This window comes from Enterobacter sp. BNK-8 (assembly GCF_048685095.1).
Lineage (GTDB): Bacteria > Pseudomonadota > Gammaproteobacteria > Enterobacterales > Enterobacteriaceae > Enterobacter > Enterobacter quasiroggenkampii.
Genome location: NZ_JBLQTN010000001.1, coordinates 4,288,922 through 4,315,450, shown reverse-complemented (window position 1 = coordinate 4,315,450; position 26,529 = coordinate 4,288,922). Strand labels below are relative to the sequence as shown.

The following is a 26,529-nucleotide window of genomic DNA, read 5'->3' as shown; positions in this document are numbered from 1 at the left end:
GGGTTTCAACCCCCGGAGGCGAGTCGAATGCAGTTTGTGTGACCGGCGATTTTCAAACGAGAAAGGGTGCCATCGGCATTTTCTTTGCCTTTGACCGGACCAATCACCACGCGATTCCAGCCGTTATTGGTGGTAATACGCGAATCAAACCCTTCAAAGGCCAGCTGCGCGCGCACCGTTTCCGCCTGCTCCGCACCTTTGAACGAACCGCACTGTACCATCCAGCGACGTTCGTCTTTTTTCTCCGCCGTCTGCTTCGGCGCTTCGGTCTCTTTCGTTACCGGCGCGGCCTGCTGCGTTTTCGGCTGCTGGGCGGTGGTATGCGCTGGCGTCTGGAGCAGATCCTGATACGGCTGAGCCGCCTGCTTCTGCGGCTGCGTTTTAGGCTGCTGCTGGACAGGTTGAGACTGCACCGTACGCGTCGGCTGCTGATACGGCTGTTCCGTGACCCGCGGCTGTGCCTTAGGCTGCTGTACCGGCTGAGTTTGCGCCCACTGCTGTTGCTGCTGAATCTGCTGTTGTGCCTGGCGACGCTGCAGCGTTTGCTGACGCTGTTCCGGCGTCTGCTCATTCCACGGCACTTCGTTCAGCTGCGTAGGCTGCTGGCGCATATCGGCCTGCATTTGTGCCAGCAGCTGACGCTGTTCATCCGTCAGCTGATTCGCATTCTGCACTTCACCACCCGCAGAAGGTTCCGTTGGCGCACGCACCCCAGGCTGACGGCTCTCCAGCTCTTTGATATAGCGCCAGCGCTCTTCAGGCTTCGGAGGGAGGCCATTTCCGGCGACTTTACTGGCCTGAAGCGCCTCGGACTCTTCTTTTTTATGGTGCGTGATAAAGTACAGGCCACCAATAAAGGCGACGACTACAGCCGCAGCAATAGCGACCATTGCTGGCGAGACAGCAGGCAGGTTACGTTGCTTTTTTCTTGAGCTACTCTTTTTGCGTCGCGAAGGTGCCGGCTGGCCGCGACGTACATAATCTCGTTGTGCCACTATCGTTTCGCTGTATTTATTCGTTCGTCAGTCCGCCATGTTACTTAAGCGGCGGGGCTTTGACCAGATAAGGGTATCCGAAAGACGTTTACTTTAAGTCAATGCCTGGGTCGTGCCGCGGACGATCAGTTCGCAGTCCAGCAACCGTGAGCCGCTGCTAACTGTTTGACCGTGAAGCTGATCCAGCAGAAGCAGCATCGCTTCGCGGCCGATCTGGTAGCGCGGCTGAGCGACCGTTGAGAGCGGCGGATCGCAAAATTCCGAAAGCGAAATATTATCGAATCCGATGATGGATAAATCTTTCGGTATGCGAAGACCGCGGCGTTTGGCATACGATAATGCGCCCAGCGCCATCACGTCGCTGTGACAAAATACGGCGGTTGGCGGCTCAGGCAGGTCCAGAAGTTTCTCCAGCGCCTGTCCACCCGCAGCGAAGGTAAAATCACCGCGCGCAATGTAGTGCGGATCGACGGTGACGCCGGTCCGGCGCAGCGCCTGAACGTAGCCCTGCAAACGGTAGTGACACAGCGGCATCTCCTCCGGCCCGGCGATGCAGCCAATACGCTTATGCCCCAGCTCCTGGAGATAGTTTACGGCGTTGAACGCGGCGGTAAGGTTATCGATATGGACCGTCGGCAGCTCCAGCTCTGGCGCAAACTCGTTGGCCATGACCATCGGCGGTAAATTACGCTGCTCTTCGATGCTGGCATCAAACGGCAGGCGAGAGCCAAGCAGCAGCATGCCGTCGATCTGCTTGGTGATAATGAGGTCGATGAAGGTTTTTTCCTGCTGGTTCTGGTGGGCGCAGTCGCCAATCAGCACCAGATACCCCTGTTCCGCCGCGGTGACTTCAATACCGCGGATAATCTCGCTAAAGAAAGGGTCACAGATGTCCGGCACAATCACCAGGATGGTGCGCGACTCGTTGCGTTTGACGTTACGCCCCATTGCCTGCGGAAAATAGCCCACTTCAAGCGCAGCCTGCTCCACCCGGTTACGGGTCGCCTGGGATACTTTATCCGGGTTCATTAATGCGCGGGATACTGTTGCCGTAGAGACCTGTGCTTTCTGGGCAACGTCTTTCATGGTCGCAGTCGCAACCTCTTTCCTGGACTTCAACGTCTTCTCCTCGCCTGAACACCGAACTTCTGACATCACCATTTTTACAGATAGTTAATGGAATCGGTTACAGAATTTTCATAAAAAGTGTGAGGAGCGTTAAATTTTTCGATCCAGCTTCAGCCTTCGATAGGGTCGACGTCCAGGACCCACTTCACTTTTCGCGCTTCGGGCAGGGTGTTTATCAGTACCAGCGCGCCGCTGACGATATGCTGAAGACGAATACGCGAGGGGTGCTGGAGCAAGATCTGCCAGCGGAAACGGCCGCCGCGTTTTGGCGCGAGGGCAGGCACCGGGCCCAAAATCCACAGCTGGTTATCCACCAGCGGGCTGGCCTGCAGGAGGTTTCTCAGCTGCTGCAGGAAAAGTGGTGCCTGCTGGTTGTTATGATCTTCCGCGCGGATGATGACGTGGCTGGTCCACGGCGGTAGCTGCATGGTCTGGCGTTCGGCCAGCGCCTGCTCGGCAAAGGCGTCATAGCCTTTGTGCAGCAGGGTTTGCAGCAGCGGGTGCTCCGGGTGGTGTGTTTGCAGCACCACTTCGCCCTGTTTACCGGCGCGTCCTGCTCGTCCGGCTACCTGGGTGTAAAGCTGGGCGAAGCGCTCGGCGGAGCGGAAATCTGCCGAGAACAGCGCGCCGTCCACGTCCAGCAGGGCGACCAGCGTCACGTCGGGGAAGTGGTGGCCTTTGGCCAGCATCTGGGTGCCAATCAGGATGCGCGCGCCACCGCGATGCACTTCCGCCAGCTGCTGTTCCAGCGCGCCTTTGCGGCTGGTGGTGTCCCGGTCGATACGCGAAATCGGCACGTCCGGGAAGAAGGGCCCAAGCGCCTGTTCCAGCTGTTCCGTCCCCAGACCGACCGGCACAATATGCGTTGAACCACATGACGGGCACTGGCGCGGCACCGGACGCTGGCTGTCGCAGTGGTGGCAGCGCAAATGCCGCTGGGCCTGATGGAAGGTGTAGTAGTGATCACAGCGCGGGCACTCGGCAATCCAGCCGCAGTCGTGGCACAGCAGGGCGGGGGCAAATCCACGACGGTTGAGGAACAGAATGACCTGATTCCCCGCCTGCAAATGCTGGCGCATGCGGGTAATCAGCGCAGGCGCTAGCCCCGCCTGAACCTGCTGACCTTTCAGATCCAGCACGTGCTGAATGGCCGGACGGGCATTCCCCGCCCGGCGCGTCAGGCGCAGCATGTGGTATTTACGCTGGCGCACGTTGTGCAGCGTTTCCAGCGCAGGTGTGGCGGATCCCAAAACAATAGGAATTTGCTCGCTGTGCGCGCGGTAGACGGCCAGATCGCGGGCGTGATAGCGCCAGCCTTCCTGCTGTTTATAGGAGCTGTCGTGCTCTTCGTCGATCACGATTACGCCAAGATTTTTAAACGGCGTGAACAGCGACGAACGGGTGCCAATCACAATCGCCGCTTCGCCGTTTTTCGCTTTCAACCAGGCACTGAGGCGCTCGCTGTCGTTCAGGCCGGAGTGCAGAACCTCAACCGGCGCGTTAAAGCGCTCGCGGAATCGGGCGATAGTTTGCGGCGTCAGGCCAATTTCCGGCACCATCACCAGCGCCTGTTTGCCTTGCGCGAGCACGTTTTCCAGCACGCTCAGGTAAACTTCGGTCTTGCCGGAACCGGTGACGCCCGCCAGCAGCCAGGCAGAGAAATGATCGGAGGCGCTATGAATCGCGCCTACCGCGGTGGCCTGCTCGGTATTCAGACGCAGGCGATCCCCTGAAACGGAGAAATTTTCCCGCCAGTCGTAAAGGGCAGGCGCTTCGCTTGCCAGGTCGCTCAGCCCTTTCTTTCTTAATGCCTGTAGCGCCGTTTCGCTGACCTCAAGCTCGTCGACCTGATGCCGCCAGATTTTCCCCTGACGCAGCGCCGCCAGCGCCTGCTGCTGTTTCTGCGAACGCTTGAGGCTGTTGATGTCGACGGCCTGTCCTTCCTCTGTGGCAAACCAGTACCACATCGGCGCGTGGCTGGCGCTTTTGCCCTGACGCAGCATCATTGGCAGGGCGTGGAACAGGACGTCGCCAATCGGGTGATGATAATAATCTGCCGCCCACAGCAGCAGTCGCCAGGTGCTGGTGGAGTAAACAGGCTCGCTGTCCAGCACCTCAACGACCGATTTCAGTTCGTTAAGCGGCAGTTCGCTTTTATCGCTGACGGAGACAACGATCCCCACGCGCTGCTGTTTGCCAAATGGCACGCTCACGCGGCAGCCCGCTTTGGCGTTCATGCTGTCGGGCAGCAGATAGTCAAAGGTACGGGGAAGCGGAACGGGCAGGGCAACGTGAGCGACGGGCATCGAATCTTCCTGACTTGAAAAGTGGCGCGTTAGTATACACATTAGTAAAAGCGGCGTGCGGATCAGTTTGCATACGTTGGTCAAATTCTGTATGATTCGCCGCCTTTGGTGTACTTTACGCCAAAGAACTTACAATCAACATCGCGTGGTGTCTGGCGTTAGGGCTGGAAGAGCGACGCGGCCTTAACTGAGGTTCTCCCATGAAAAAAGATATTCACCCGAAATACGAAATGATTACTGCAAACTGTTCTTGCGGTAACTCTATCCAGATCCGCTCTACTGTGGGTCACGATCTGAACCTGGACGTGTGCGGCAAATGCCACCCGTTCTACACTGGTAAGCAGCGTGATGTTGCAACCGGTGGCCGTGTTGACCGCTTCAACAAGCGTTTCAGCATCCCGGGCGCTAAATAAGCATCCAGAAAAAACCGCCTACGGGCGGTTTTTTTGTGCCTGTTATATCTCTTCTGAATAAATCACACCTGGATATTTCTATCTAAAATAATTAATTACGCATCATTGTATTAAAATATTTGTCTGATGTATTCTTTAACGGATAGTGAACTGCATCTCTCATTTCTTTAATTCTTTGCCACCTTTTAATGAGTGTGTCAAAAATTAAAAGGTTTCTCTCGTTTCGTAAAATTACACTTCGCCCGTCATACATTCTTATTCGCCATTACGACAAGGTGGCTTTCAGGGCGCATTTACTTCGAGGGAACTGTTATGAAATTGAAGCAAGTCTTATTTGTGCTTCCGTTAATATCGTGCGCGGCGCAGGCGGGATATGTGGATTACCGACACGAGTATTACGACGATGGGCGTAACTATGACCGTGTATACATGTCACACCGCTTTGGCACTGGCATTGGCGTAGCGGTTGAGGCGGTATCGCGCTCCGATAACAAGCAGTCTAACGACGCGCTTAATAATATGGAAAGTAACAGCAACGAATATACCGCAAGCTATCAATTTACCTGGCAAGGTTTTATATGGCAGCCGGGCGTCGCCGTTGAAATGGGTGATGACATGGCCATCTATAAGCCTTATCTGCGCGTACAGTATAATATTAATGACAGCTGGTGGACGGCGTTTCGTTATCGTACGGAGTACACTCGCCGTAATGCTGACGGTAAAGATGACCGTATGGTTTATCGTCCGGAAGTGTGGCTGGGTTATAATATTGATAGCTGGATGTTCGAGTTAAACGGCATTTATAAATTCGCCGATAACGAAGACCTGTATAACAATAAAAAAGAAGATTACGAATATAACTTCCGCGTGGCGTATAACATCGACTCGTGGATCCCATTTATCGAAGTGGGCAATGTCTCTTCCGGCTATAACACCGCCACCAGCGACGATCGCCAGACGCGTCTGCGCGTGGGTTTAGGCTACAACTTCTAAAAACTATCCCGCTGAGTCACCTCAGCGGGATCACACCGCAGTTAGTATTCCCACGTCTCCGGGTCAATACCCAGTTCACGCATGATTACTTTCGCCTCTTCCGGGATTTCGTCACTACGCTCTTTGCGCAGATCGTCATCGTTCGGCAACGGTTGACCGGTAAACGCATGCAGAAACGCTTCGCACAGCAGTTCGCTGTTGGTTGCGTGGCGCAGGTTATTCACCTGACGACGCGTACGTTCATCGGTGAGGATCTTCAACACCTTCAGAGGAATGGAAACCGTAATTTTCTTTACTTGCTCACTCTTCTTACCGTGCTCAGCGTATGGGCTGATATATTCGCCGCTCCATTCAGCCATGAGATACCTTTAATCCTCTCAGTCATTTATTTAAAGGTGCAAAACCGGTAACCACCCGTTTTGAACCGCAATCTTGCCTAGTTTACCGTAGAGACGATACCGTGGCACGGATATTGCCGCTGCAGCGTGCACTAAAGCATATAATTTTAACGGCTATTTGCGCATTGCTCAATCTATACGCAAAGAAGTTTAGATGTCCAGATGTATTGACGTCCATACTTTCAGTGTTTACTCTGGTGCCTGACTTTTCACCTCATTCGCCAGGAAGCCCTCACCATGACGCGTAAACAGGCCACTATCGCAGTGCGTAGCGGATTAAATGATGACGAGCAGTACGGCTGCGTTGTCCCGCCCATTCATCTTTCCAGTACTTACAACTTCACCGGATTTAATGAACCCCGCGCGCATGATTACTCGCGTCGTGGCAACCCTACGCGTGACGTGACCCAGCGCGCGCTGGCCGAACTGGAAGGTGGCGCAGGTGCTGTGTTAACCAACACGGGGATGTCCGCCATTCACCTGGTGACCACCGTGTTCCTGAAACCTGGTGACCTGCTGGTTGCGCCGCACGATTGCTACGGCGGCAGCTATCGCCTGTTCGATAGCCTGGCGAAACGCGGCTGCTATCGCGTATTGTTTGTCGATCAAAACGACGAACAGGCGTTGAAACAGGCGCTGGCAGAGAAACCGAAGCTGGTTCTGGTAGAAAGTCCAAGCAATCCATTGTTGCGCGTTGTCGATATTGCGAAAATTTGTCAGCTCGCAAGGGATGCGGGAGCGATAAGTGTAGTGGATAATACGTTCCTCAGTCCGGCCCTTCAGAGCCCACTCGCACTGGGTGCCGATCTGGTATTGCATTCATGCACTAAATATCTGAACGGCCATTCTGACGTGGTAGCAGGCGTGGTGATTGCCAAAGATCCGGATGTTGTCACCGAACTGGCATGGTGGGCCAATAATATTGGCGTCACCGCAGGCGCCTTCGACAGCTACCTGCTGTTGCGCGGTATCCGCACGCTGTCGCCGCGCATGGACGTGGCGCAGCGCAATGCTCAGGCGATTGTCGACTTCCTGAAAACCCAGCCGCTGGTGAAGAAGCTGTATCACCCGTCGCTGCCGGAAAATCAGGGGCACGAGATTGCCGCGCGCCAGCAGAAAGGGTTTGGCGCGATGTTAAGTTTTGAACTGGACGGTGACGAGCAAACGCTGCGTCGCTTCCTGAGCGGGCTGTCATTGTTTACGCTGGCGGAATCCTTAGGTGGGGTTGAAAGCTTGATCTCCCACGCCGCGACCATGACGCACGCAGGAATGGCACCCGAAGCACGTGCCGCCGCCGGTATTTCTGAGACGCTGCTGCGGATCTCAACCGGTATTGAAGATTCTGAAGATTTAATTGCCGATCTGGAAAATGGCTTCCGGATCGCAGCCAAGGGGTAATCATGAGTGTGATAGCGCAGGCAGGGGCGAAGGGTCGTCAACTGCACAAGTTTGGTGGTAGTAGTCTTGCTGATGTGAAATGTTACCTGCGTGTCGCAGGGATCATGACGGAATATTCACAGCCGGGTGACATGATGGTTGTCTCGGCGGCGGGCAGCACCACCAACCAGTTGATTAGCTGGCTGAAACTGAGCCAGACCGATCGCCTTTCTGCGCATCAGGTGCAACAGTCCTTACGTCGTTACCAGAGCGAGCTGATTGCTGGCTTGCTGCCTGCGGACGTAGCGGACGGGCTGATCAGCGCCTTCACGCATGACCTTGAGCGCCTGGCTGCCCTGCTGGATAGCGGCATTACCGATGCGGTGTATGCCGAAGTGGTGGGGCACGGTGAAGTGTGGTCCGCGCGCCTGATGGCTGCGGTTCTGCAACACCTGGGTGTGGACGCCGCCTGGCTCGACGCGCGTGATTTCCTGCGCGCCGAACGCGCCGCGCAGCCACAGGTGGATGAAGGCCTGTCCTACCCGCTGCTGCAACAGCTGCTGGTGCAGCATCCGGGCAAACGCATTGTGGTTACCGGCTTTATCAGCCGCAGCAACGCGGGTGAAACCGTGCTGCTGGGCCGTAACGGCTCCGACTACTCGGCAACGCAAATCGGTGCGCTGGCGGGCGTGTCCCGCGTCACCATCTGGAGCGACGTGGCCGGTGTTTACAGCGCGGACCCGCGCAAAGTAAAAGATGCCTGCCTGCTGCCGCTGCTGCGCCTGGATGAAGCCAGCGAACTGGCGCGTCTGGCCGCACCAGTGCTGCACGCGCGCACCCTGCAGCCGGTTTCCGGCAGTGATATCGACCTCCAGCTGCGCTGCAGCTACACCCCGGATCAAGGCTCCACGCGCATTGAGCGCGTGCTGGCGTCCGGTACCGGGGCGCGTATTGTCACCAGCCACGACGACATCTGCCTGATTGAATTCCAGGTTCCTGCGGGCCAGGACTTCAGGCTGGCGCATAAAGAGATCGACACGATCCTGAAACGCGCCCAGGTGCGTCCGCTGGCCGTGGGTGTTCACAATGACCGTCAGCTGCTGCAGTTCTGCTATACCGCAGAAGTGGCGGACAGCGCCCTGAAAATTCTGGATGAAGCCGGTCTGCCGGGCGAGCTTCGCCTGCGTCAGGGGCTGGCGCTGGTGGCGATGGTGGGCGCAGGCGTCACCCGTAACCCGCTGCACTGCCACCGCTTCTGGCAGCAGCTGAAAGGCCAGCCGGTGGAATTTACCTGGCAATCGGAAGAGGGCATTAGCCTGGTGGCCGTTCTGCGCAAAGGGCCAACCGAAAGCCTGATTCAGGGTCTGCATACCTCCCTGTTCCGCGCGGAAAAACGCATCGGCCTGGTGCTGTTTGGTAAAGGCAACATCGGTTCCCGCTGGCTGGAGCTGTTTGCCCGCGAACAGGTCACGCTTTCGGCGCGTACCGGGTTCGAATTCATTCTCGCAGGCGTAGTGGACAGCCGCCGCAGCCTGCTGAACTACGAAGGGCTGGATGCCAGCCGCGCGCTTGCCTTCTTTAATGATGAAGCCGTCGAGCAGGATGAAGAGTCGCTGTTCCTGTGGATGCGTGCGCACCCGTATGACGATCTGGTGGTGCTGGACGTTACCGCCAGCGAACAGCTTGCCGATCAGTATCTTGATTTCGCCAGCCACGGTTTCCACGTCATCAGCGCCAACAAGCTGGCGGGGGCAAGCAGCACCGACAAATACCGCCAGATCCACGACGCGTTTGAAAAAACCGGTCGTCACTGGCTGTATAACGCCACCGTGGGTGCGGGCCTGCCGGTAAACCACACCGTGCGCGATCTGATTGAAAGCGGCGACAGCATTCTGGCGCTGAGCGGTATCTTCTCCGGTACGCTCTCCTGGCTGTTCCTGCAGTTTGACGGCACCGTACCGTTCACCGACCTGGTGGATCAGGCGTGGCAGCAGGGCTTAACGGAACCCGATCCGCGCGTTGACCTCTCCGGTAAAGACGTGATGCGCAAGCTGGTGATCCTGGCGCGTGAAGCGGGTTATGACATCGAACCGGATTCCGTCCGCGTCGAGTCACTGGTGCCTGCCGGCTGTGAAGAAGGTTCTGTGGACCATTTCTTTGAAAATGGGGAAGAACTTAACGAGCAGATGGTGCAGCGTCTGGAAGCTGCAAACGAGATGGGGCTGGTGCTGCGCTACGTGGCGCGTTTCGAGGCCAACGGAAAAGCGCGAGTCGGTGTCGAGGCGGTGCGTCCTGAACATCCGCTGGCGGCGCTGCTGCCGTGCGATAACGTCTTCGCCATCGAAAGCCGCTGGTACCGCGATAACCCGCTGGTGATCCGCGGCCCGGGCGCCGGGCGTGACGTTACCGCCGGGGCCATCCAATCCGACATCAACCGTCTGGCTAAGCTGCTGTAAAAAATCAATTTCCCTCTCCCTATGGGAGAGGGTTAGGGTGAGGGCATCAGACTGCACTCACCCCCATCATGAATTTCCCTCATCTTCCCTGAGCAAACCTCACCGTTATTGTTGATTATTTCTATTGACGTCCCTCCGCTTTTCCGTCATTTTTACATCTGGACGTCTAAACGTATAGAAGTTCACAACACAACAGACAATGACACGCGATTGATAGGGGTAGGGTATGAGCTTTTTTCACGCCAACCAGCGGGAAGCACTGAACCAGAGCCTGGCCGAAGTAAACGGCCAGATTAACGTCTCTTTTGAATTTTTCCCGCCGCGCACCAGTGAAATGGAGCAAACCCTGTGGAGCTCTATCGATCGTCTCAGCAGCCTGAAACCGAAGTTTGTCTCCGTGACCTATGGTGCGAACTCCGGCGAGCGTGACCGTACCCACAGCATCATTAAAGGCATCAAAGATCGTACCGGTCTGGAAGCGGCGCCGCATCTCACCTGTATCGACGCCACCCGCGACGAGCTGCGTGCCATCGCCCAGGATTACTGGAATAACGGCATTCGGCATATTGTTGCGCTGCGCGGCGATCTGCCGCCGGGCAGCGGTAAGCCGGACATGTATGCCGCCGATCTGGTCGGGCTGTTGAAGGGCGTGGCTGACTTTGATATCTCCGTTGCCGCTTATCCTGAAGTTCATCCGGAAGCGAAAAGCGCCCAGGCGGATCTGCTTAACCTCAAGCGTAAGGTGGATGCTGGCGCGAACCGCGCCATTACCCAGTTCTTCTTTGATGTCGAAAGCTATCTACGCTTCCGTGACCGCTGCGTCTCCGCGGGCATCGACGTTGAAATTATCCCGGGTATTCTGCCGGTCTCTAACTTCAAACAGGCGAAGAAATTTGCTGATATGACCAATGTGCGTATTCCGCTCTGGATGTCTAAAATGTACGAGGGGCTGGACGATGACCCGGAAACACGCAAGCTGGTGGGCGCAAACATCGCGATGGACATGGTGAAGATCTTAAGTCGTGAAGGGGTGAAGGATTTCCACTTCTACACGCTGAACCGTGCTGAGATGAGTTACGCCATATGCCACACGCTCGGCGTTAGACCAGGCGTGTAACAAAAAAGAGCCCTCTTCGGAGGGTTTTTTGATTTATAAGGGTTTTATTTTCCTGCCATATCAGCAATGCTGCCTTTGACGTACAAAACTCATGTATTTTCCATGGGAAATTAAACGGATTTAACTATCGAATCTGTGGGTTATCTCAACTATACCTTATCAACAAGGGCGTATATCGTAACGGTAACACTGTAAAAGGGAGCATAGCGATGAGCACGTCAGACGAGACCAATAAAGCGGCATCAGTCGGCAAATGCCCGTTCCATCAGGGCGGCGTCGATCACAGCGCGGGCGCAGGTACAGGCAGCCGCGACTGGTGGCCAAAACAACTCCGCATCGATCTTCTTAACCAACATTCCAATCGTTCGAACCCGCTGGGTGAAGACTTCGACTACCGCAAAGAATTCAGCAAACTTGATTACTCTGCCCTTAAAGGCGACCTTAAAGCACTCTTAACCGACTCTCAGCCGTGGTGGCCAGCCGACTGGGGCAGCTACGCGGGCCTGTTTATCCGCATGGCGTGGCACGGTGCGGGTACCTATCGCTCCGTTGACGGGCGCGGCGGGGCAGGACGCGGTCAACAGCGCTTTGCGCCGCTGAACTCCTGGCCGGATAACGTGAGCCTGGATAAAGCGCGCCGTCTGCTGTGGCCCATCAAGAAAAAATACGGACAAAAAATTTCCTGGGCTGACCTGTTTATCCTCGCGGGTAACGTGGCGCTGGAGAATTCGGGCTTCCGCACCTTTGGTTTCGGTGCCGGGCGTGAAGACGTCTGGGAACCGGATCTGGACGTGAACTGGGGTGATGAAAAAGCCTGGCTGACCCACCGCGATCCGGAAGCGCTGGCGAAGCGTCCTCTGGCCGCCACCGAAATGGGTCTGATCTACGTGAACCCGGAAGGGCCAAACGCCAGCGGTGAACCACTGTCAGCGGCGGCAGCGATTCGCGCGACCTTCGGCAACATGGGCATGAACGATGAAGAGACCGTGGCGCTGATTGCAGGCGGCCACACCCTCGGCAAGACTCACGGCGCGGGTGAAGCCACCCACGTGGGTACCGACCCGGAAGCCTCACCAATTGAAGCGCAGGGCCTGGGCTGGGCGAGCACGCTCGGCACGGGCGTGGGCGCTGATGCCATTACTTCCGGCCTGGAAGTCATCTGGTCACAAACCCCGACGCAGTGGAGCAACTACTTCTTCGAGAACCTGTTCAAATACGAATGGGTGCAGACCCGCAGCCCGGCAGGGGCGATTCAGTTTGAAGCCGTTGATGCGCCGGAAATCATGCCCGACCCGTTCGACCCGTCGAAAAAACGCAAGCCGACCATGCTGGTCACCGACCTGACGCTGCGTTTTGACCCGGAATTCGAAAAGATTTCCCGCCGTTTCCTGAACGACCCGCAGGCCTTCAACGAAGCCTTCGCGCGCGCGTGGTTCAAACTGACCCACCGTGATATGGGGCCAAAATCGCGTTACCTTGGCCCGGAAGTGCCGAAAGAAGATCTGATTTGGCAGGACCCGCTGCCGCAGGCGGTATTCAATCCGACCAAAGAGGACATTGAAAGCCTGAAAGCGGAAATTGCGGCCTCGGGTCTCTCCGTGAGCGAACTGGTTTCTGTGGCCTGGGCGTCGGCATCGACTTTCCGCGGTGGCGATAAACGTGGCGGTGCCAACGGCGCGCGTCTGGCGCTGGCGCCTCAGCGTGACTGGGATGTGAACGCCGCGGCGGTTCGCGCGTTACCGGCGCTCGAAGCTATCCAGCGCACCACCAACAAAGCCTCTCTGGCCGATATCATCGTCCTGGCGGGCGTGGTAGGCGTTGAGCAGGCCGCAAAAGCGGCGGGCGTGTACGTCACCGTGCCGTTCACGCCGGGCCGCGTGGATGCGCGTCAGGATCAGACGGATATCGAGATGTTTAACCTGCTCGAACCGATTGCCGATGGCTTCCGCAACTACCGTGCGCAGGTGGATGTGTCCACCACGGAGTCGCTGCTGGTTGATAAAGCCCAGCAGCTGACGCTGACCGCGCCGGAGCTGACGGTGCTGATTGGTGGCCTGCGCGTGCTGGGTGCCAACTTTGATGGCAGCAAGAACGGCGTGTTCACCAACCGTGAGGGCGTGCTGAGCACTGATTTCTTCGTGAATCTGCTGGATATGAACACCCAGTGGAAGGCGACCGACGAATCCAATGAGCTGTTTGCCGGAAGCGATCGCGCCAGCGGTGAAGTGAAATATACCGCCACCCGCGCCGATCTGGTCTTCGGTTCTAACGCCGTCCTGCGCGCGCTGGCAGAGGTTTATGCCAGCGATGATGCGCATGAGAAGTTCGTTCGCGACTTCGTTGCCGCATGGGCGAAGGTAATGGATTTGGATCGGTTTGACGTGAAGTAACCCTTGTGCCGGGTGGCGACTACGCCTTACCCGGCCTGGAAATTAAAGTGCCATGTAGGCCGGGTAAGCGCAGCGCCACCCGGCTTTTTTTATTACTCCCACTCCTGCAGGAATCGCTGTCCATACTGGTCGGCCACCAGCAGTGCCGCATAGACCTGATCCGGCGTGACGCCGCCGGGCATGTTGTGGATGGTTTCTCCTTCCGCACAGGACGCTTCGGCAATCAGACGCATTTTGGCCGGAATATCCTCTTTGATGTTCAGCTGTGCCAGCGTGATTGGCAGCCCAACGCTGTGGCAAAGCGCCGCGACGGTTTCAATTTCTTCTACCGGCGCATTTTCCAGCACCAGCTGCGTCAGGGTACCAAACGCCACTTTCTCCCCATGATAGAAGTGATGCGCGTCCGGCACTGCCGTCATACCGTTATGAATAGCGTGTGCCGCCGCCAGCCCGCCGCTTTCAAAGCCGACGCCGCTGAGATAGGTGTTGGCTTCGATAATGCGTTCCAGCGCAGGCGTCACCACATGCTGCTCCGCCGCCAGCATCGCTTTTTCACCCTCTTCAACCAGCGTGTTGTAGCACAGCTCCGCGAGCGCCAGTGCTGCCTGGGTGCATTTACCCCCGGCCATGGTGGTCGCACCGCTGCGCGAGCAGGCGCGTGCTTCAAACCAGGTCGCCAGCGCGTCGCCAATCCCGGCGGCCAGCAGACGTGCAGGCGCACCTGCTACCACTTTCGTATCCACAATGACCATGTTCGGGTTGTGCGGCAGCATCAGGTAGCGATCGAACTCGCCGCTGTCGGTGTAAATAACGGAAAGGGCGCTGCACGGCGCGTCGGTGGAGGCAATAGTCGGCGCAATGGCGACCGGCACGTTCATAAAGTGGGCCAGCGCTTTGGCGGTATCCAGCGTTTTACCGCCCCCAATACCCAGCACCGCCAGGCAGTCGGCGCTGTCGGCCAGTCTTTTCAGCCGATCGATTTCATTTTGTGAACACTCGCCGCCAAACGGCGCGATTTCGGCATGCAGTTCAGCTTTTTTAAAACTTTGTTGCAGGGTCTCTTCGGCAAAACCCAGCACAAACTTATCGCCAACGACCAGCCAGCGGTTGGCCAGCGGTTTCAGATAGTCGCCGAGACGGGTCAGTACGTCAGCGCCCTGGATATATTTCCCCGGCGATTGAATGATACGGTCCATAACAGTTCTCCCTTAGAGGTTGAGGTTACCAAACGCGTTTTTCCAGTCCTGCTCGAACTTCTCTATGGCTGACTCTACCGCCGGTGTGCCGAGCATGTGTTGCGCTACGTCTAAGGGAAGCGTGATTGCTTCACATCCTGCCAACAGGCAGTCCAGCGCCTGACGCGGCGTTTTGAAGCTGGCGGCCAGCACCTTGCTTTCCGGCGCGTGCAGTTCCAGCAGGGACTGCAGTTCCTGAACCATGCGAATGCCGTCACCGCCCTGCGCGTCGACGCGGTTTACATACGGCGCGACATATTTCGCCCCTGCGAGTGCGGCGAGCAGGCCCTGCGCCGCGCTGTAAACGGCGGTGCCCAGTGTGGTTATCCCCTGTTTTTTCAACGCTTTAATTGCGATAAGCCCCTGAGCCGTCACCGGGATTTTCACCACAATGCCCGGAATGGCGTTACTCAGACGTTTGGCTTCCGCCACCATGCCTTCGGCATCGCGGCTCATGGTTTGAGCAAACAGCGTGCCTTCCGGCCCGATGGCTTGTTGCAGGCGCGGCAGCACGTCCCAGATGGATTCACGGCTGGCGGCAATGATGCTCGGGTTGGTGGTGACGCCCGCGATGGGAAAGATGCGCGCCAGGCGTTCTACTTCCGCCACGTTGGCGGTATCCAGGTACAGTTCCATTATTTTTCCTTAAGTCAGAAAGGTTGAATAAAGGATACGGCGCACCCAGGCGCGGCGAATACAGGTCAATTTTGCCAAATACTGGACAAATGTAATGTCCTTAGAGAAGTGAGAGAGCGATCACAATGCTACTTTTTGGCGATCAGCTGGCTGTGGTACTGGCGTCGATATTCGGAAGGGGAACGTTCGGTGTGCTTGCGAAAGAGACGGCAAAAGTAGTTGCTGTCCGTAAATCCGCAGCGTGTGGCGATATCTTTAATTTTGAGGTCGTAGCCTTTCAGCAGCTGACGCGCATGTTCCAGGCGCGTTTTTGTTAAATATTCATTGAATCCGACGCTGCCGACTTTCTGGAATAGATGGGAAAGGTAGTTTGGGGAGATGTAGAACGCCTGTGCCACGGATTCGCGAGTTAACAAAGAGGCATAATTTTCTTCGATATATCTCCGAACGGCTTCGAACAGCGCCCTGCTGCGGCTGTCGGTGTGAATTTCGCTTCCAAGCAGATCCCGGCAGTGGCTGAGCAGGCTTAAAACTACCAGCTTTGCTGTGTCTTGTTCCTCAGGCTGCATCTGTAATTCGGTGAGCGTTTGCAGAAGAAAAGCTCCCGTTCGCGGGCCACGTCGGGCAACCTGGAGTTGTTGTAAGAGCACATTGTCACGCTGTAGCTCGATTGTAAGCTGCTGCTTACCGAAATGTATGCTCAGGACGTGAGGCGCAGGATGCGTGATTTGTCCAAAAAAAGAAAAAAACGCCTCGCAGGGAGCGCCAAGGGTAATGCCGAGGCAGGGAGAGGTTCGGGGATGGTGTTCAGCCAGCGCTGAAAAACGAATCTGACCCAGCGGTAACGTGCGGTTCACCAGGTCAGTCAAAATCTGGGTGATATCGGAATGCATAAGGAGACTACCGAAATTTGCCGGGTGGCGCTAACGCTTACCCGGCCTACTTATCGTAGGCCCGTGCAAGCGTAGCGCCGCCGGGCGTAAAGCATTAGCCGGTGTTACGCATACCTGCCGCAACGCCCGCAATCGTCACCATCAGCGCCTGTTCAACGCGTGGATCCGGCTCTTTCCCTTCTTCTTCCGCCAGACGCGAACGGTGCAGCAGCTCTGCCTGCAGGACGTTCAGCGGGTCGGTGTAGATGTTACGCAGCTGGATAGACTCGGCAATCCACGGCAGGTCCGCCATCAGGTGTGAGTCGTTGGCGATATCCAGCACCACTTTGATGTCGCCTTCCAGCAGTTCGCGCAGTTCTTTACCCAGCGCCCACAGCTCTGGCTTCACCAGGCGCTGATCGTAGTATTCCGCCAGCCAGAGGTCAGCTTTCGAGAAGACCATCTCCAGCATTCCCAGACGGGTAGAGAAGAACGGCCAGTCGCGACACATGGTCTCCAGCTCGCTCTGTTTGCCGTCTTCCACCACTTTTTGCAGTGCGGCACCGGCACCCAGCCAGGCGGGCAGCATCAGACGGTTCTGCGTCCAGGCAAAGATCCACGGGATTGCACGCAGAGACTCTACGCCGCCGGTCGGGCGACGTTTTGCAGGACGTGAGCCCAGCGGCAGTTTACCCAGCTCCTGTTCAGGCGTGGCTGAACGGAAGTAAGGCACGAAATCTTTGTTTTCACGCACGTAGCCGCGGTACAGATCGCAGGAGATAGCCGACAGCTCGTCCATGATGTGGCACCAGGAGGCTTTCGGCTCCGGCGGTGGCAGCAGGTTGGCTTCCAGGATCGCGCTGGTATAAAGCGACAGGCTGCTGATGGTCACTTCCGGCAGGCCGTACTTGAAGCGGATCATCTCACCCTGCTCGGTCACGCGCAGGCCGCCTTTCAGGCTTCCCGGCGGCTGTGACAGCAGCGCCGCGTGTGCTGGCGCGCCACCACGGCCAATTGAGCCACCGCGTCCGTGGAACAGGGTCAGCTCGATACCGGCTTTTTCGCAGGTTTTGATCAGTGCATCCTGCGCCTGATACTGCGCCCAGGATGCCGCCATCACGCCCGCATCTTTCGCGGAGTCGGAATAGCCGATCATTACCATCTGTTTGCCCTGAATAAAGCCGCGATACCAGTCGATGTTCAGCAGCTGGCTCATCACGTCGTTGGCGTTGTTCAGGTCGTCGAGAGTTTCAAACAGCGGGGCGACCGGCAGGGCGTAGTCGATTCCCGCTTCTTTCAGCAGGAGGTGAACGCCCAGCACGTCGGATGGGGTTTTCGCCATGGAGATCACATAGGCGGCGACCGATCCTTTCGGTGCGTCCACGATCGCTTTACAGGTGTTGAGCACTTCACGGGTATCGTTGCTTGGCTCCCAGTTGCGCGGCAGCAAAGGGCGCTTGGAGTTCAGCTCGCGGATCAGGAACGCCTGCTTGTCGGCTTCGGACCAGCTTTCATAGTCACCGATGCCGAGATAGCGGGTCAGCTCGCCCAGCGCTTCGGTATGACGGGTACTTTCCTGACGCACGTCGATACGCACCAGCGGCACGCCAAAACACTTCACGCGACGCAGGGTGTCGAGCAGTTCGCCGTTGGCGATGATGCCCATCCCGCAGGCCTGCAGCGATTTATAACAGGCGTAAAGCGGCTCCCAGAGCTGTTCGTTCTGGCTGAGCAGGCCTTCTGGTTTTGGCAGGCGCTGGCCTTTCAGGCGCGCTTCCAGCCAGGCCTGAGTGGCCATCAGCTGACCACGCAGCTTTTTCATCAGGAAGCGGTACGGCTCGCTGGCGCCTTCTTCGCCGGCCAGCGCGCGCAGTTCCGGCGTCGCTTCAACCATCGACAGCTCGGAGATCAGCACCTGAATGTCTTTCAGGAACAGGTCGGTCGCTTTCCAGCGGCTCAGCAGCAGGACGTGGCGGGTGATTTCCGCGGTAACGTTCGGGTTACCGTCGCGGTCGCCGCCCATCCAGGAGGTGAAGCGAACCGGCACGAAATCAACCGGCAGACGGTAGCCCAGGTTCGCTTCCAGCTGTTCGTTCAGCTCGCGCAGGTAGTTTGGTACCCCTTCCCACAGGCTGTTTTCCACCACCGCAAAGCCCCATTTGGCTTCGTCGACCGGGCTTGGGCGATGCTTACGAATTTCATCGGTGTGCCAGGACTGGGCAATCAGCTGGCGCAGACGGCGCATCAGCTGGTTGCGTTCATAGTCGGCAATGTCTTTGTTATCCAGCTGCTTCAGGCAGTTGTTCACTTCCACCATTTTGTGGATCAGGGTGCGACGGGTGATCTCGGTTGGGTGAGCGGTCAGTACCAGCTCCAGCGAAAGCGACTCCACCGCTTTTTTGATGGTGGCTTCGTTGAGGTCGGGCTGGTCTTTCAGTTTACGAAGGGTGCGGGCAATGACTTCCGGGTTGCTGGCCGCTTCGCCGTTTGGCGAAATGCTGTGGTATTGCTCAGCGGTGTTGGCCAGGTTCAGGAACTGGCTGAAGGCGCGCGCAACGGGCAGCAGCTCATCGTTAGAGAGGTTCTGCAAGGTGGTGAGCAGCTCCTGACGACTGGCCTCGTTACCGGAACGGGAAGATTTAGACAGCTTGCGGATGGTTTCAACGCGGTCGAGGATGTTTTCCCCCAACGCATCTTTGATGGTATCTCCAAGCACTTTGCCGAGCATACTGACATTACTACGCAACGCGGAATATTGTTCGTTCATAAAAACCCAGTCACCCCATCATTTTTGTTTATGCCCATGTGAAAATCTTTTGGACATTATTTTGTCATCTCCCTTTATAAAGCCACGTAAAACCCCCGTCGTCAATTGCTGCGAAAACGGTTCAGCAAACGAATAAATGTGGGCAATTTACGAAATTTAATTCGCATTGCGTCAGATAAGAGATGCTTATGGAAATGTGACGGAGATCGCGGGATTTACTCCCCCTCACTCTGCCCTCTCCCTTTTGGGGAGAGGGTTAGGGTGAGGGGCAGTTTTTAATGCCAGCAGAAGTGATGCACAACCTGGGTAATCAGTTCGCGGGTGGGTTTGATAAAGCGGGTTTCCAGATATTCATCCGGCTGGTGCGCCTGGTTGATGGACCCAGGGCCTAGAACCAGCGTCGGGCAAAGCGTCTGAATAAACGGCGCTTCGGTGCAGTAGTTCACCACGTCGGTTTTCTGGCCGAGCAGCTTTTCTACAACGTCGACCAGTTGATGGTCCGGCGGGCATTCGTAACCCGGGATGGGCGGATGCAGTTCGGAGACCGTCAGGCGACCCGGCCAGCGTTCGCTCACCGGGGCCAGCGCCTCATTCAGCAGGCCGTCGAGATCGCTCAGGGTCATGCCCGGCAGCGGTCGAATATCCATGTGCAGTTCGCAGCAGGCGCAGATGCGGTTGGAGGCATCGCCGCCGTGCAGGCTGCCGAGGTTCAGCGTCGGGTACGGCACGGTGAACGCGTCGTAGTGATAGCGTGCTTTCAGATCGTCACGCAGGGCCATGATGCGGCCGATGGCATCATGCATCAGCTCAATGGCGTTCACGCCGCGCGCCGGATCGCTGGAGTGGCCGGACTGGCCGAGCACGCGCACGGCGGTAGAGATATGACCTTTATGCGCGCGAATCGGTTGCAGAGACGTCGGCTCGCCGATGATCGCGCAATCCGGGCGAATTGACGTGTTTTCAGAGAAGTAGCGCGCGCCCGCCATGCTGGTCTCTTCATCAGCGGTCGCCAGAATGTAGAGCGGTTTTTTCAGCTTCGTCACGTCCACGTCACGCAGCGCGTCGAGGATAAAGGCGAAGAAGCCTTTCATGTCGGCGGTGCCCAGACCGTAGAGCTTGTTGTCGTGCTCGGTCAGGGTGAACGGATCGCGCGTCCAGCGGCCATCGTCGAACGGCACGGTGTCGGTATGACCGGCCAGCAGCAGGCCGCCCGCACCGGTTCCGGTACTGGCGAGCAGGTTGAATTTGTGGCGAGTGCCGGGGACGGGCTGAACCTCAACGTTAAACCCAAGATCGCTAAACCAACCCGCCAGCAGATTGATTAAAGACTCATTGCTCTGATCCAGCGCTTCTTCCGTTGCGCTGATGGACGGTGTGGCAATCAGGGCGCGGTAGATCTCGATAAATGGCGGTAAGTTCATTTTCATTGTTGACACACCTTAGGTCGTGATAGTATCAATATTCATGCAATAAATGTGAATAAAAATACATTAACGTTGAGCATAAAGGAACCCGATGTTGAATACGCTGATTGTAGGCGCTAGCGGTTATGCGGGCGCAGAGCTTGTAAGCTACGTGAATCGCCATCCACATATGACCATAACCGCTTTGACCGTGTCAGCGCAAAGCAATGATGCAGGAAAGTTAATTTCCGATTTGCATCCGCAGCTTAAGGGCCTGGTCGATCTGCCGCTGCAGCCCATGTCTGACATCAGCGAGTTTACTGACGGCGTCGACGTGGTGTTTTTAGCCACCGCACACGAGGTCAGCCACGACCTGGCGCCGCAGTTCCTGGCGGCTGGCTGCGTGGTCTTCGACCTCTCCGGCGCGTTCCGCGTTAACGACGGCGCGTTCTACGAAAAATATTACGGTTTCACCCATCAGCATCCGGATCTGCTTGAAAAAGCGGTGTACGGCCTGGCGGAGTGGAGCGCAGATAAACTGAAAGAAGCGGATCTGATTGCCGTTCCTGGCTGCTACCCGACGGCGGCGCAGCTTGCCCTGAAGCCGCTGATCGACGCGGGTCTGCTGGATCTGAACCAGTGGCCGGTGATCAACGCCACCAGCGGCGTGAGCGGTGCAGGACGCAAGGCGGCGATCTCTAACAGCTTCTGCGAAGTGAGCCTTCAGCCGTATGGCGTGTTTAATCACCGTCATCACCCTGAAATCACGACGCATCTGGGCGCGGACGTCATTTTCACCCCGCACCTGGGCAGCTTCCCGCGTGGGATCCTCGAAACCATTACCTGCCGCCTGAAGCCTGGCGTGACCAAAGAGCAGGTGAGCGAGGTCTTCACGCAGGCGTATGCGGACAAACCGCTGGTACGTCTGTACGACAAAGGCGTGCCGGCGCTGAAAAACGTGGTCGGTCTGCCGTTCTGCGATATCGGCTTTGCCGTTCAGGGTGAGCATCTCATCGTGGTGGCCGCAGAAGATAACTTACTGAAAGGCGCTGCCGCACAGGCAATGCAGTGTGCAAATATTCGTTTCGGTTTCCCTGAAACGCAGGCTCTTATTTAAGGTGTGATGATGAACCCATTAATTATCAAACTCGGTGGTGTACTGCTGGACAGCGAAGAAGCGCTGGAGCGTCTGTTTACCGCGCTGGTGAACTATCGCGAATCACACCAACGTCCACTGGTGATTGTGCACGGCGGCGGCTGCGTGGTGGATGAGCTGATGAAAGGGCTCAACCTGCCGGTGATCAAGAAAAACGGCCTGCGCGTGACGCCTGCGGATCAGATTGACATTATCACCGGTGCGCTGGCGGGTACGGCGAACAAAACCCTGCTGTCCTGGGCGAAGAAACACCATATTGCCTCCGTTGGCCTCTATCTGGGCGATGGCGACAGCGTAAAAGTGACCCAGCTCGACGAAGCGCTCGGTCATGTTGGACTGGCGCAGCCGGGTTCGCCTAAGCTGATTAACACGCTGCTGGAAGGCGGTTTCCTGCCGGTGGTGAGCTCTATCGGCGTGACCGAAGAGGGTGAGCTGATGAACGTTAACGCTGACCAGGCGGCAACCGCACTGGCGGCAACGCTGGGTGCGGACCTGATCCTGCTCTCCGACGTGAGCGGCATTCTGGACGGAAAAGGCCAGCGCATCGCAGAAATGACGGCAGAGAAAGCCGAGCAGCTGATTGCGCAGGGCATCATCACCGACGGCATGATCGTCAAAGTGAACGCCGCGCTGGATGCGGCACGCACGCTGGGTCGCCCGGTAGATATCGCCTCCTGGCGTCACGCGGAGCAGCTCCCGGCGCTGTTTAACGGCACGCCGATTGGCACGCGTATTTTAGCGTAATCGATTTAATGTTTTGTAGGCCCGGTAAGCGCAGCGCCACCGGGCAATGAAATTCAAAGATATTAAGGAAGCATGTTATGGCACTTTGGGGTGGGCGTTTTACACAGGCAGCGGATCAGCGGTTCAAACAGTTCAACGACTCTTTGCGCTTCGACTACCGCCTGGCCGAACAGGATATTGTCGGCTCTGTGGCCTGGTCCAAAGCGCTGGTGACGGTGGGCGTGCTGACCCCAGAGGAACAGCTGCAGCTGGAAGAGGCGCTGAACAATCTGCTGGAAGAAGTGCGTCTGGATCCGCAGCAAATTCTGCAGAGCGATGCCGAAGATATTCACAGCTGGGTGGAAGGTAAACTGATCGACAAGGTCGGCCAACTGGGTAAAAAGCTGCATACCGGCCGGAGCCGTAACGACCAGGTCGCCACCGATCTGAAGCTGTGGTGTAAGGATACCGTTGGCGAACTGCTGGCGGCTAACCGTCAGCTGCAGACCGCGCTGGTGGAGACCGCACAGAATAATCAGGACGCGGTGATGCCGGGCTATACCCACCTGCAGCGCGCGCAGCCGGTGACCTTTGCGCACTGGTGTCTGGCCTATGTAGAGATGCTGGCGCGTGACGAAAGCCGTCTGCAGGATACCCTGAAGCGTCTGGACGTCAGCCCGCTGGGCAGCGGCGCGCTGGCGGGTACCGCATACGAAATCGACCGTGAACAGCTGGCAGGCTGGCTGGGCTTTGCCTCTGCTACCCGCAACAGCCTGGATAGTGTCTCCGATCGTGACCACGTGCTGGAACTGCTCTCTAACGCGTCTATCGGTATGGTGCACCTGTCGCGCTTTGCCGAAGACCTGATCTTCTTTAACTCTGGCGAAGCGGGCTTTGTTGAGCTGTCCGACCGCGTGACCTCAGGTTCATCCCTGATGCCGCAGAAGAAAAACCCGGACGCGCTGGAGCTGATCCGCGGGAAATGTGGCCGCGTGCAGGGCGCGCTGACCGGCATGATGATGACCCTGAAAGGGCTGCCGCTGGCGTACAACAAAGATATGCAGGAAGACAAAGAAGGTCTGTTCGACGCGCTCGACACCTGGCTGGACTGTCTGCATATGGGCGCGCTGGTGCTGGATGGCATTCAGGTGAAGCGTCCGCGCTGTCAGGAAGCGGCGCAGCAGGGCTATGCGAACGCGACCGAGCTGGCGGATTACCTGGTGGCGAAGGGCGTACCGTTCCGTGAAGCGCACCATATTGTCGGTGAAGCGGTGGTGGAAGCCATTCGTCAGGGTAAACCGCTGGAAGATCTGGCGCTGGCCGATCTACAGAAATTCAGCGCGGTTATCGGGGATGATGTGTATCCAATACTGGCGCTGCAGTCCTGCCTGGATAAGCGTGCGGCGAAAGGCGGCGTGTCGCCTAAGCAGGTGGCGCAGGCGATTGCGGATGCGAAAAACCGCCTGATTTGATGCCTGAAACGTCGGGTGGCGGCTTCGCCTTACCCGACCTACAAAACCCCAGCCCAACCCTGAGTTGGGCTTTTTTACGCAAAAAAAAAGCGGACCACGGGGTCCGCAAAAGTTCACGTTGGCTTTAGTTGTTCGAGTTTTGAGAGAAACTCGCTGACGGTGCGGGGACGTCAAGGGTCAAACACGTGCCGCCTCGTCTATGTGGTGTATTATTCAACAGAATGCTTGATAGGGATAATCGTTCGTTGCTATGCTATCTATCGCCATGAACTATCGTGGCGACGGAGGATGAATAATGAATATTCGTGATCTTGAATACCTGGTAGCGTTAGCCGAGCATCGTCACTTTCGCCGCGCGGCAGATTCCTGCCACGTCAGCCAGCCCACGCTGAGCGGCCAGATCCGCAAGCTGGAAGACGAGCTGGGTGTGATGCTGCTGGAGCGCACCAGTCGTAAGGTTCTGTTCACACAGGCAGGTCTTCTGCTGGTGGATCAGGCGCGCACCGTGCTGCGCGAGGTCAAAGTGCTCAAGGAAATGGCAAGCCAGCAGGGGGAGGCCATGTCCGGCCCGCTGCATATTGGCCTGATCCCAACCGTTGGCCCGTACCTGTTACCGCACATCATTCCGATGCTGCACCAGACGTTCCCGAAACTCGAAATGTACCTGCACGAAGCGCAAACCCATCAGCTGCTGGCACAGCTGGACAGCGGCAAGCTCGACTGCGCCATTCTGGCACTGGTAAAAGAGAGTGAAGCCTTTATTGAAGTGCCGCTGTTCGATGAGCCAATGATGCTGGCGATCTATGAAGATCACCCGTGGGCGAACCGCGATCGCGTGCCGATGGCCGATCTGGCGGGTGAAAAGCTGCTGATGCTGGAAGATGGCCACTGCCTGCGCGACCAGGCGATGGGCTTCTGCTTCGAAGCGGGTGCGGATGAGGATACCCATTTCCGCGCAACCAGCCTGGAAACGCTGCGTAATATGGTCGCGGCGGGAAGCGGTATTACGCTGCTGCCTGCGCTGGCGGTACCGCACGAGCGTAAACGTGATGGCGTGGTCTACTTGCCGTGCATTAAACCAGAGCCGCGTCGTACGATTGGCCTGGTCTATCGCCCTGGGTCACCGCTGCGCAGCCGCTATGAGCAGCTGGCAGAGGCCATCCGTGGTGCGATGGATGGCCATTTTGACAGCGCGTTAAAACAGGCGGTTCAGGCCGTTTAGTGCCGCGACCCGATAGGCTTCCGCCATGGTCGGGTAGTTAAAGGTGGTGTTAACGAAGTACTCAATGGTGTTACCACCACCTTTCTGCTCCATGATCGCCTGACCGATATGAATGATTTCCGCGGCGCGTTCACCAAAGCAGTGAATCCCGAGGATCTCTTTCGTCTCGCGATGGAACAGAATTTTCAGCGTACCCACGCTCATCCCCACGATTTGCGCCCGCGCCAGATGCTTAAACTGCGCACGACCCACCTCGTAAGGCACCTTCATTGACGTCAGCTGCTGCTCGGTTTTCCCTACGGAACTGATTTCCGGGATGGTGTAGATGCCCGTCGGGATATCTTCAATCAGATGCGCCGTCGCTTCGCCTTTCACCAGCGCCTGAGCCGCAATGCGTCCCTGGTCGTAAGCGGCTGAGGCCAGGCTTGGATAGCCAATGACGTCGCCGACCGCGTAAACGTGCGGCAGGGCGGTCTGATACATGCTGTTGACCTTCAACTGACCGCGGCTGTCGGTTTCAAGCCCGATATTTTCCAGCTGCAGGGAATCGGTGTTGCCGGTACGGCCGTTGGCGTACAGGAGGCAGTCCGCTTTCAGCTTCTTGCCGGACTTGAGGTGCATGATCACCCCGTCGTCGCAGCCTTCGATCTTCTCGTACTCTTCGTTGTGGCGAATGACCACGCCGCTGTTCCAGAAGTGGTAGGAGAGGGAGTCCGACATCTCCTGATCGAGGAAGGCCAGCAGGCGGTCGCGAGTGTTGATCAGGTCAACTTTGACGTCCATTCCGCGGAAGATCGACGCATATTCGCAACCAATGACCCCTGCGCCATAGATAATGACGTGGCGGGGTTCATGATGCAGGCTCAGAATCGAGTCGCTGTCGTAGACGCGCGGGTGCGAGAAGTCCACGTCGGCCGGATGGTATGGGCGTGAACCGCAGGCAATCACAAATTTTTCAGCGGTGATGGTTTCAACCGACCCGTCATGGCATTCGAGTGCCAGGGTGTGTTCATCCACAAAATGCGCGTTGCCCTGCAAAATTTCACAGTGGTTACGCTCATAAAACCCCTGACGCATGCGCGTCTGCTGGTTAATGACGGTATCCGCGTGGTTCAGGATGTCGGCAAAGGAGGAACGAAGAAGTCGGGAGTGGTCGCTGTAAAGAGGATTCTGGTTAAATTCGATAATGCGGCTAACGGCGTGGCGGAGGGCTTTCGAAGGGATGGTGCCCCAGTGGGTGCAACCGCCGCCGACATTATGATAGCGCTCAATGACCGCTACTCTGGCTCCCTGTTTCACCAGACCCATAGCAGCGCCTTCGCCGCCGGGGCCGGAACCAATAACTATTGCGTCGTAATCGTAGGAATGTGGCATGGCAAGGCTTACCTGTTCTTATACATAAAAGCAACAGAATCATAACATCATTGCCAGAGTAACCCAATTATCGTTGTGCTTTTTTCCGGCAGTGGA

20 protein-coding genes are annotated in these 26,529 nt (G+C 57.1%); 10 read left to right on the top strand and 10 right to left on the bottom strand.

The annotated features are described in order from the left end of the window. Positions 1–5: 5 nt before the first annotated feature. From ftsN to priA, 3 genes are all read right to left on the bottom strand, one after another. Positions 6–995 carry a cell division protein FtsN gene (gene ftsN / locus ACMGGU_RS20870; RefSeq protein WP_032635441.1) on the bottom strand — a complete coding sequence of 330 codons (990 nt, stop codon included), beginning with the start codon at positions 993–995 and terminating at the stop codon, positions 6–8. A 93-nt stretch (positions 996–1,088) separates the two neighbouring features. Further along, on the bottom strand, positions 1,089–2,114 hold the full coding sequence (gene cytR / locus ACMGGU_RS20865; protein ID WP_021242811.1) for a DNA-binding transcriptional regulator CytR: 1,026 nt from the start codon (positions 2,112–2,114) through the stop codon (positions 1,089–1,091). Between the two features lie 119 nt (positions 2,115–2,233). Continuing rightward, positions 2,234–4,429, bottom strand: coding sequence for a primosomal protein N' (gene priA / locus ACMGGU_RS20860; protein ID WP_045909120.1), 2,196 nt, complete (start codon positions 4,427–4,429; stop codon positions 2,234–2,236). Between the two features lie 200 nt (positions 4,430–4,629). On the opposite strand from priA, the gene rpmE reads away from it, so the two are divergent. After that, a complete protein-coding gene (rpmE, locus tag ACMGGU_RS20855; RefSeq protein WP_003862040.1) occupies positions 4,630–4,842 on the top strand; it encodes a 50S ribosomal protein L31 in 213 nt (70 codons plus the stop codon). Positions 4,843–5,154: 312 nt separating this feature from the next. Beyond that, entirely contained in the window at positions 5,155–5,835 is a 681-nt protein-coding gene (locus tag ACMGGU_RS20850; RefSeq protein WP_420300877.1) for an oligogalacturonate-specific porin KdgM family protein, read from the top strand. 41 nt (positions 5,836–5,876) lie between these two features. On the opposite strand, the gene metJ is transcribed toward ACMGGU_RS20850, so the two are convergent. Beyond that, positions 5,877–6,194, bottom strand: a complete 318-nt coding sequence (gene metJ, locus ACMGGU_RS20845; RefSeq protein WP_003862042.1) for a met regulon transcriptional regulator MetJ — start codon at positions 6,192–6,194, stop codon at positions 5,877–5,879. Positions 6,195–6,470: 276 nt separating this feature from the next. Here metJ and metB point away from each other — a divergent pair, with 276 nt between their 5' ends. The 4 genes from metB (at position 6,471) to katG (ending at position 13,573) form a co-directional block, all read left to right on the top strand. Continuing rightward, positions 6,471–7,631 (top strand): cystathionine gamma-synthase, encoded by a 1,161-nt coding sequence (metB, locus tag ACMGGU_RS20840; protein WP_420300876.1) that lies wholly within the window; start codon positions 6,471–6,473, stop codon positions 7,629–7,631. Positions 7,632–7,633: 2 nt separating this feature from the next. Next, positions 7,634–10,066: a bifunctional aspartate kinase/homoserine dehydrogenase II gene (locus tag ACMGGU_RS20835; RefSeq protein WP_008501797.1), complete on the top strand. Its 2,433-nt coding sequence runs from the start codon at positions 7,634–7,636 to the stop codon at positions 10,064–10,066. Between the two features lie 226 nt (positions 10,067–10,292). After that, positions 10,293–11,183, top strand: a complete 891-nt coding sequence (metF, locus tag ACMGGU_RS20830) for a methylenetetrahydrofolate reductase (protein WP_024909186.1) — start codon at positions 10,293–10,295, stop codon at positions 11,181–11,183. A 209-nt stretch (positions 11,184–11,392) separates the two neighbouring features. Continuing rightward, entirely contained in the window at positions 11,393–13,573 is a 2,181-nt protein-coding gene (gene katG, locus ACMGGU_RS20825; protein ID WP_045909122.1) for a catalase/peroxidase HPI, read from the top strand. A gap of 92 nt (positions 13,574–13,665) precedes the next feature. Here the strand turns inward: katG and gldA are convergent, their stop codons facing one another. From gldA to argE, 5 genes are all read right to left on the bottom strand, one after another. Beyond that, complete coding sequence (gene gldA, locus ACMGGU_RS20820) at positions 13,666–14,769, bottom strand: bifunctional L-1,2-propanediol dehydrogenase/glycerol dehydrogenase (protein WP_262811233.1); 1,104 nt, start codon at positions 14,767–14,769, stop codon at positions 13,666–13,668. Positions 14,770–14,781: 12 nt separating this feature from the next. Next, the gene (gene fsa / locus ACMGGU_RS20815; protein WP_395299666.1) at positions 14,782–15,444 is read right to left on the bottom strand and encodes a fructose-6-phosphate aldolase; all 663 of its coding nucleotides are present in this window, start codon (positions 15,442–15,444) and stop codon (positions 14,782–14,784) included. A 128-nt stretch (positions 15,445–15,572) separates the two neighbouring features. Continuing rightward, positions 15,573–16,337 carry a helix-turn-helix transcriptional regulator gene (locus ACMGGU_RS20810; protein WP_420300875.1) on the bottom strand — a complete coding sequence of 255 codons (765 nt, stop codon included), beginning with the start codon at positions 16,335–16,337 and terminating at the stop codon, positions 15,573–15,575. Between the two features lie 94 nt (positions 16,338–16,431). Beyond that, on the bottom strand, positions 16,432–19,083 hold the full coding sequence (gene ppc / locus ACMGGU_RS20805; RefSeq protein ID WP_045909126.1) for a phosphoenolpyruvate carboxylase: 2,652 nt from the start codon (positions 19,081–19,083) through the stop codon (positions 16,432–16,434). Between the two features lie 275 nt (positions 19,084–19,358). Next, complete coding sequence (gene argE / locus ACMGGU_RS20800) at positions 19,359–20,510, bottom strand: acetylornithine deacetylase (RefSeq protein WP_196353157.1); 1,152 nt, start codon at positions 20,508–20,510, stop codon at positions 19,359–19,361. Between the two features lie 88 nt (positions 20,511–20,598). Here argE and argC point away from each other — a divergent pair, with 88 nt between their 5' ends. The 4 genes from argC (at position 20,599) to oxyR (ending at position 25,059) form a co-directional block, all read left to right on the top strand. Continuing rightward, on the top strand, positions 20,599–21,603 hold the full coding sequence (gene argC, locus ACMGGU_RS20795) for an N-acetyl-gamma-glutamyl-phosphate reductase (RefSeq protein WP_048028410.1): 1,005 nt from the start codon (positions 20,599–20,601) through the stop codon (positions 21,601–21,603). Positions 21,604–21,609: 6 nt separating this feature from the next. Then, positions 21,610–22,386 (top strand): acetylglutamate kinase, encoded by a 777-nt coding sequence (gene argB, locus ACMGGU_RS20790; protein WP_086374972.1) that lies wholly within the window; start codon positions 21,610–21,612, stop codon positions 22,384–22,386. Positions 22,387–22,463: 77 nt separating this feature from the next. Continuing rightward, on the top strand, positions 22,464–23,837 hold the full coding sequence (gene argH, locus ACMGGU_RS20785) for an argininosuccinate lyase (RefSeq protein ID WP_167215597.1): 1,374 nt from the start codon (positions 22,464–22,466) through the stop codon (positions 23,835–23,837). Between the two features lie 295 nt (positions 23,838–24,132). Continuing rightward, positions 24,133–25,059 (top strand): DNA-binding transcriptional regulator OxyR, encoded by a 927-nt coding sequence (gene oxyR / locus ACMGGU_RS20780; protein WP_044597477.1) that lies wholly within the window; start codon positions 24,133–24,135, stop codon positions 25,057–25,059. Here the strand turns inward: oxyR and sthA are convergent. Continuing rightward, a complete protein-coding gene (gene sthA / locus ACMGGU_RS20775; protein ID WP_008501785.1) occupies positions 25,033–26,433 on the bottom strand; it encodes a Si-specific NAD(P)(+) transhydrogenase in 1,401 nt (466 codons plus the stop codon). The genes oxyR and sthA overlap by 27 nt on opposite strands. Between the last annotated feature and the right edge of the window lie 96 nt (positions 26,434–26,529).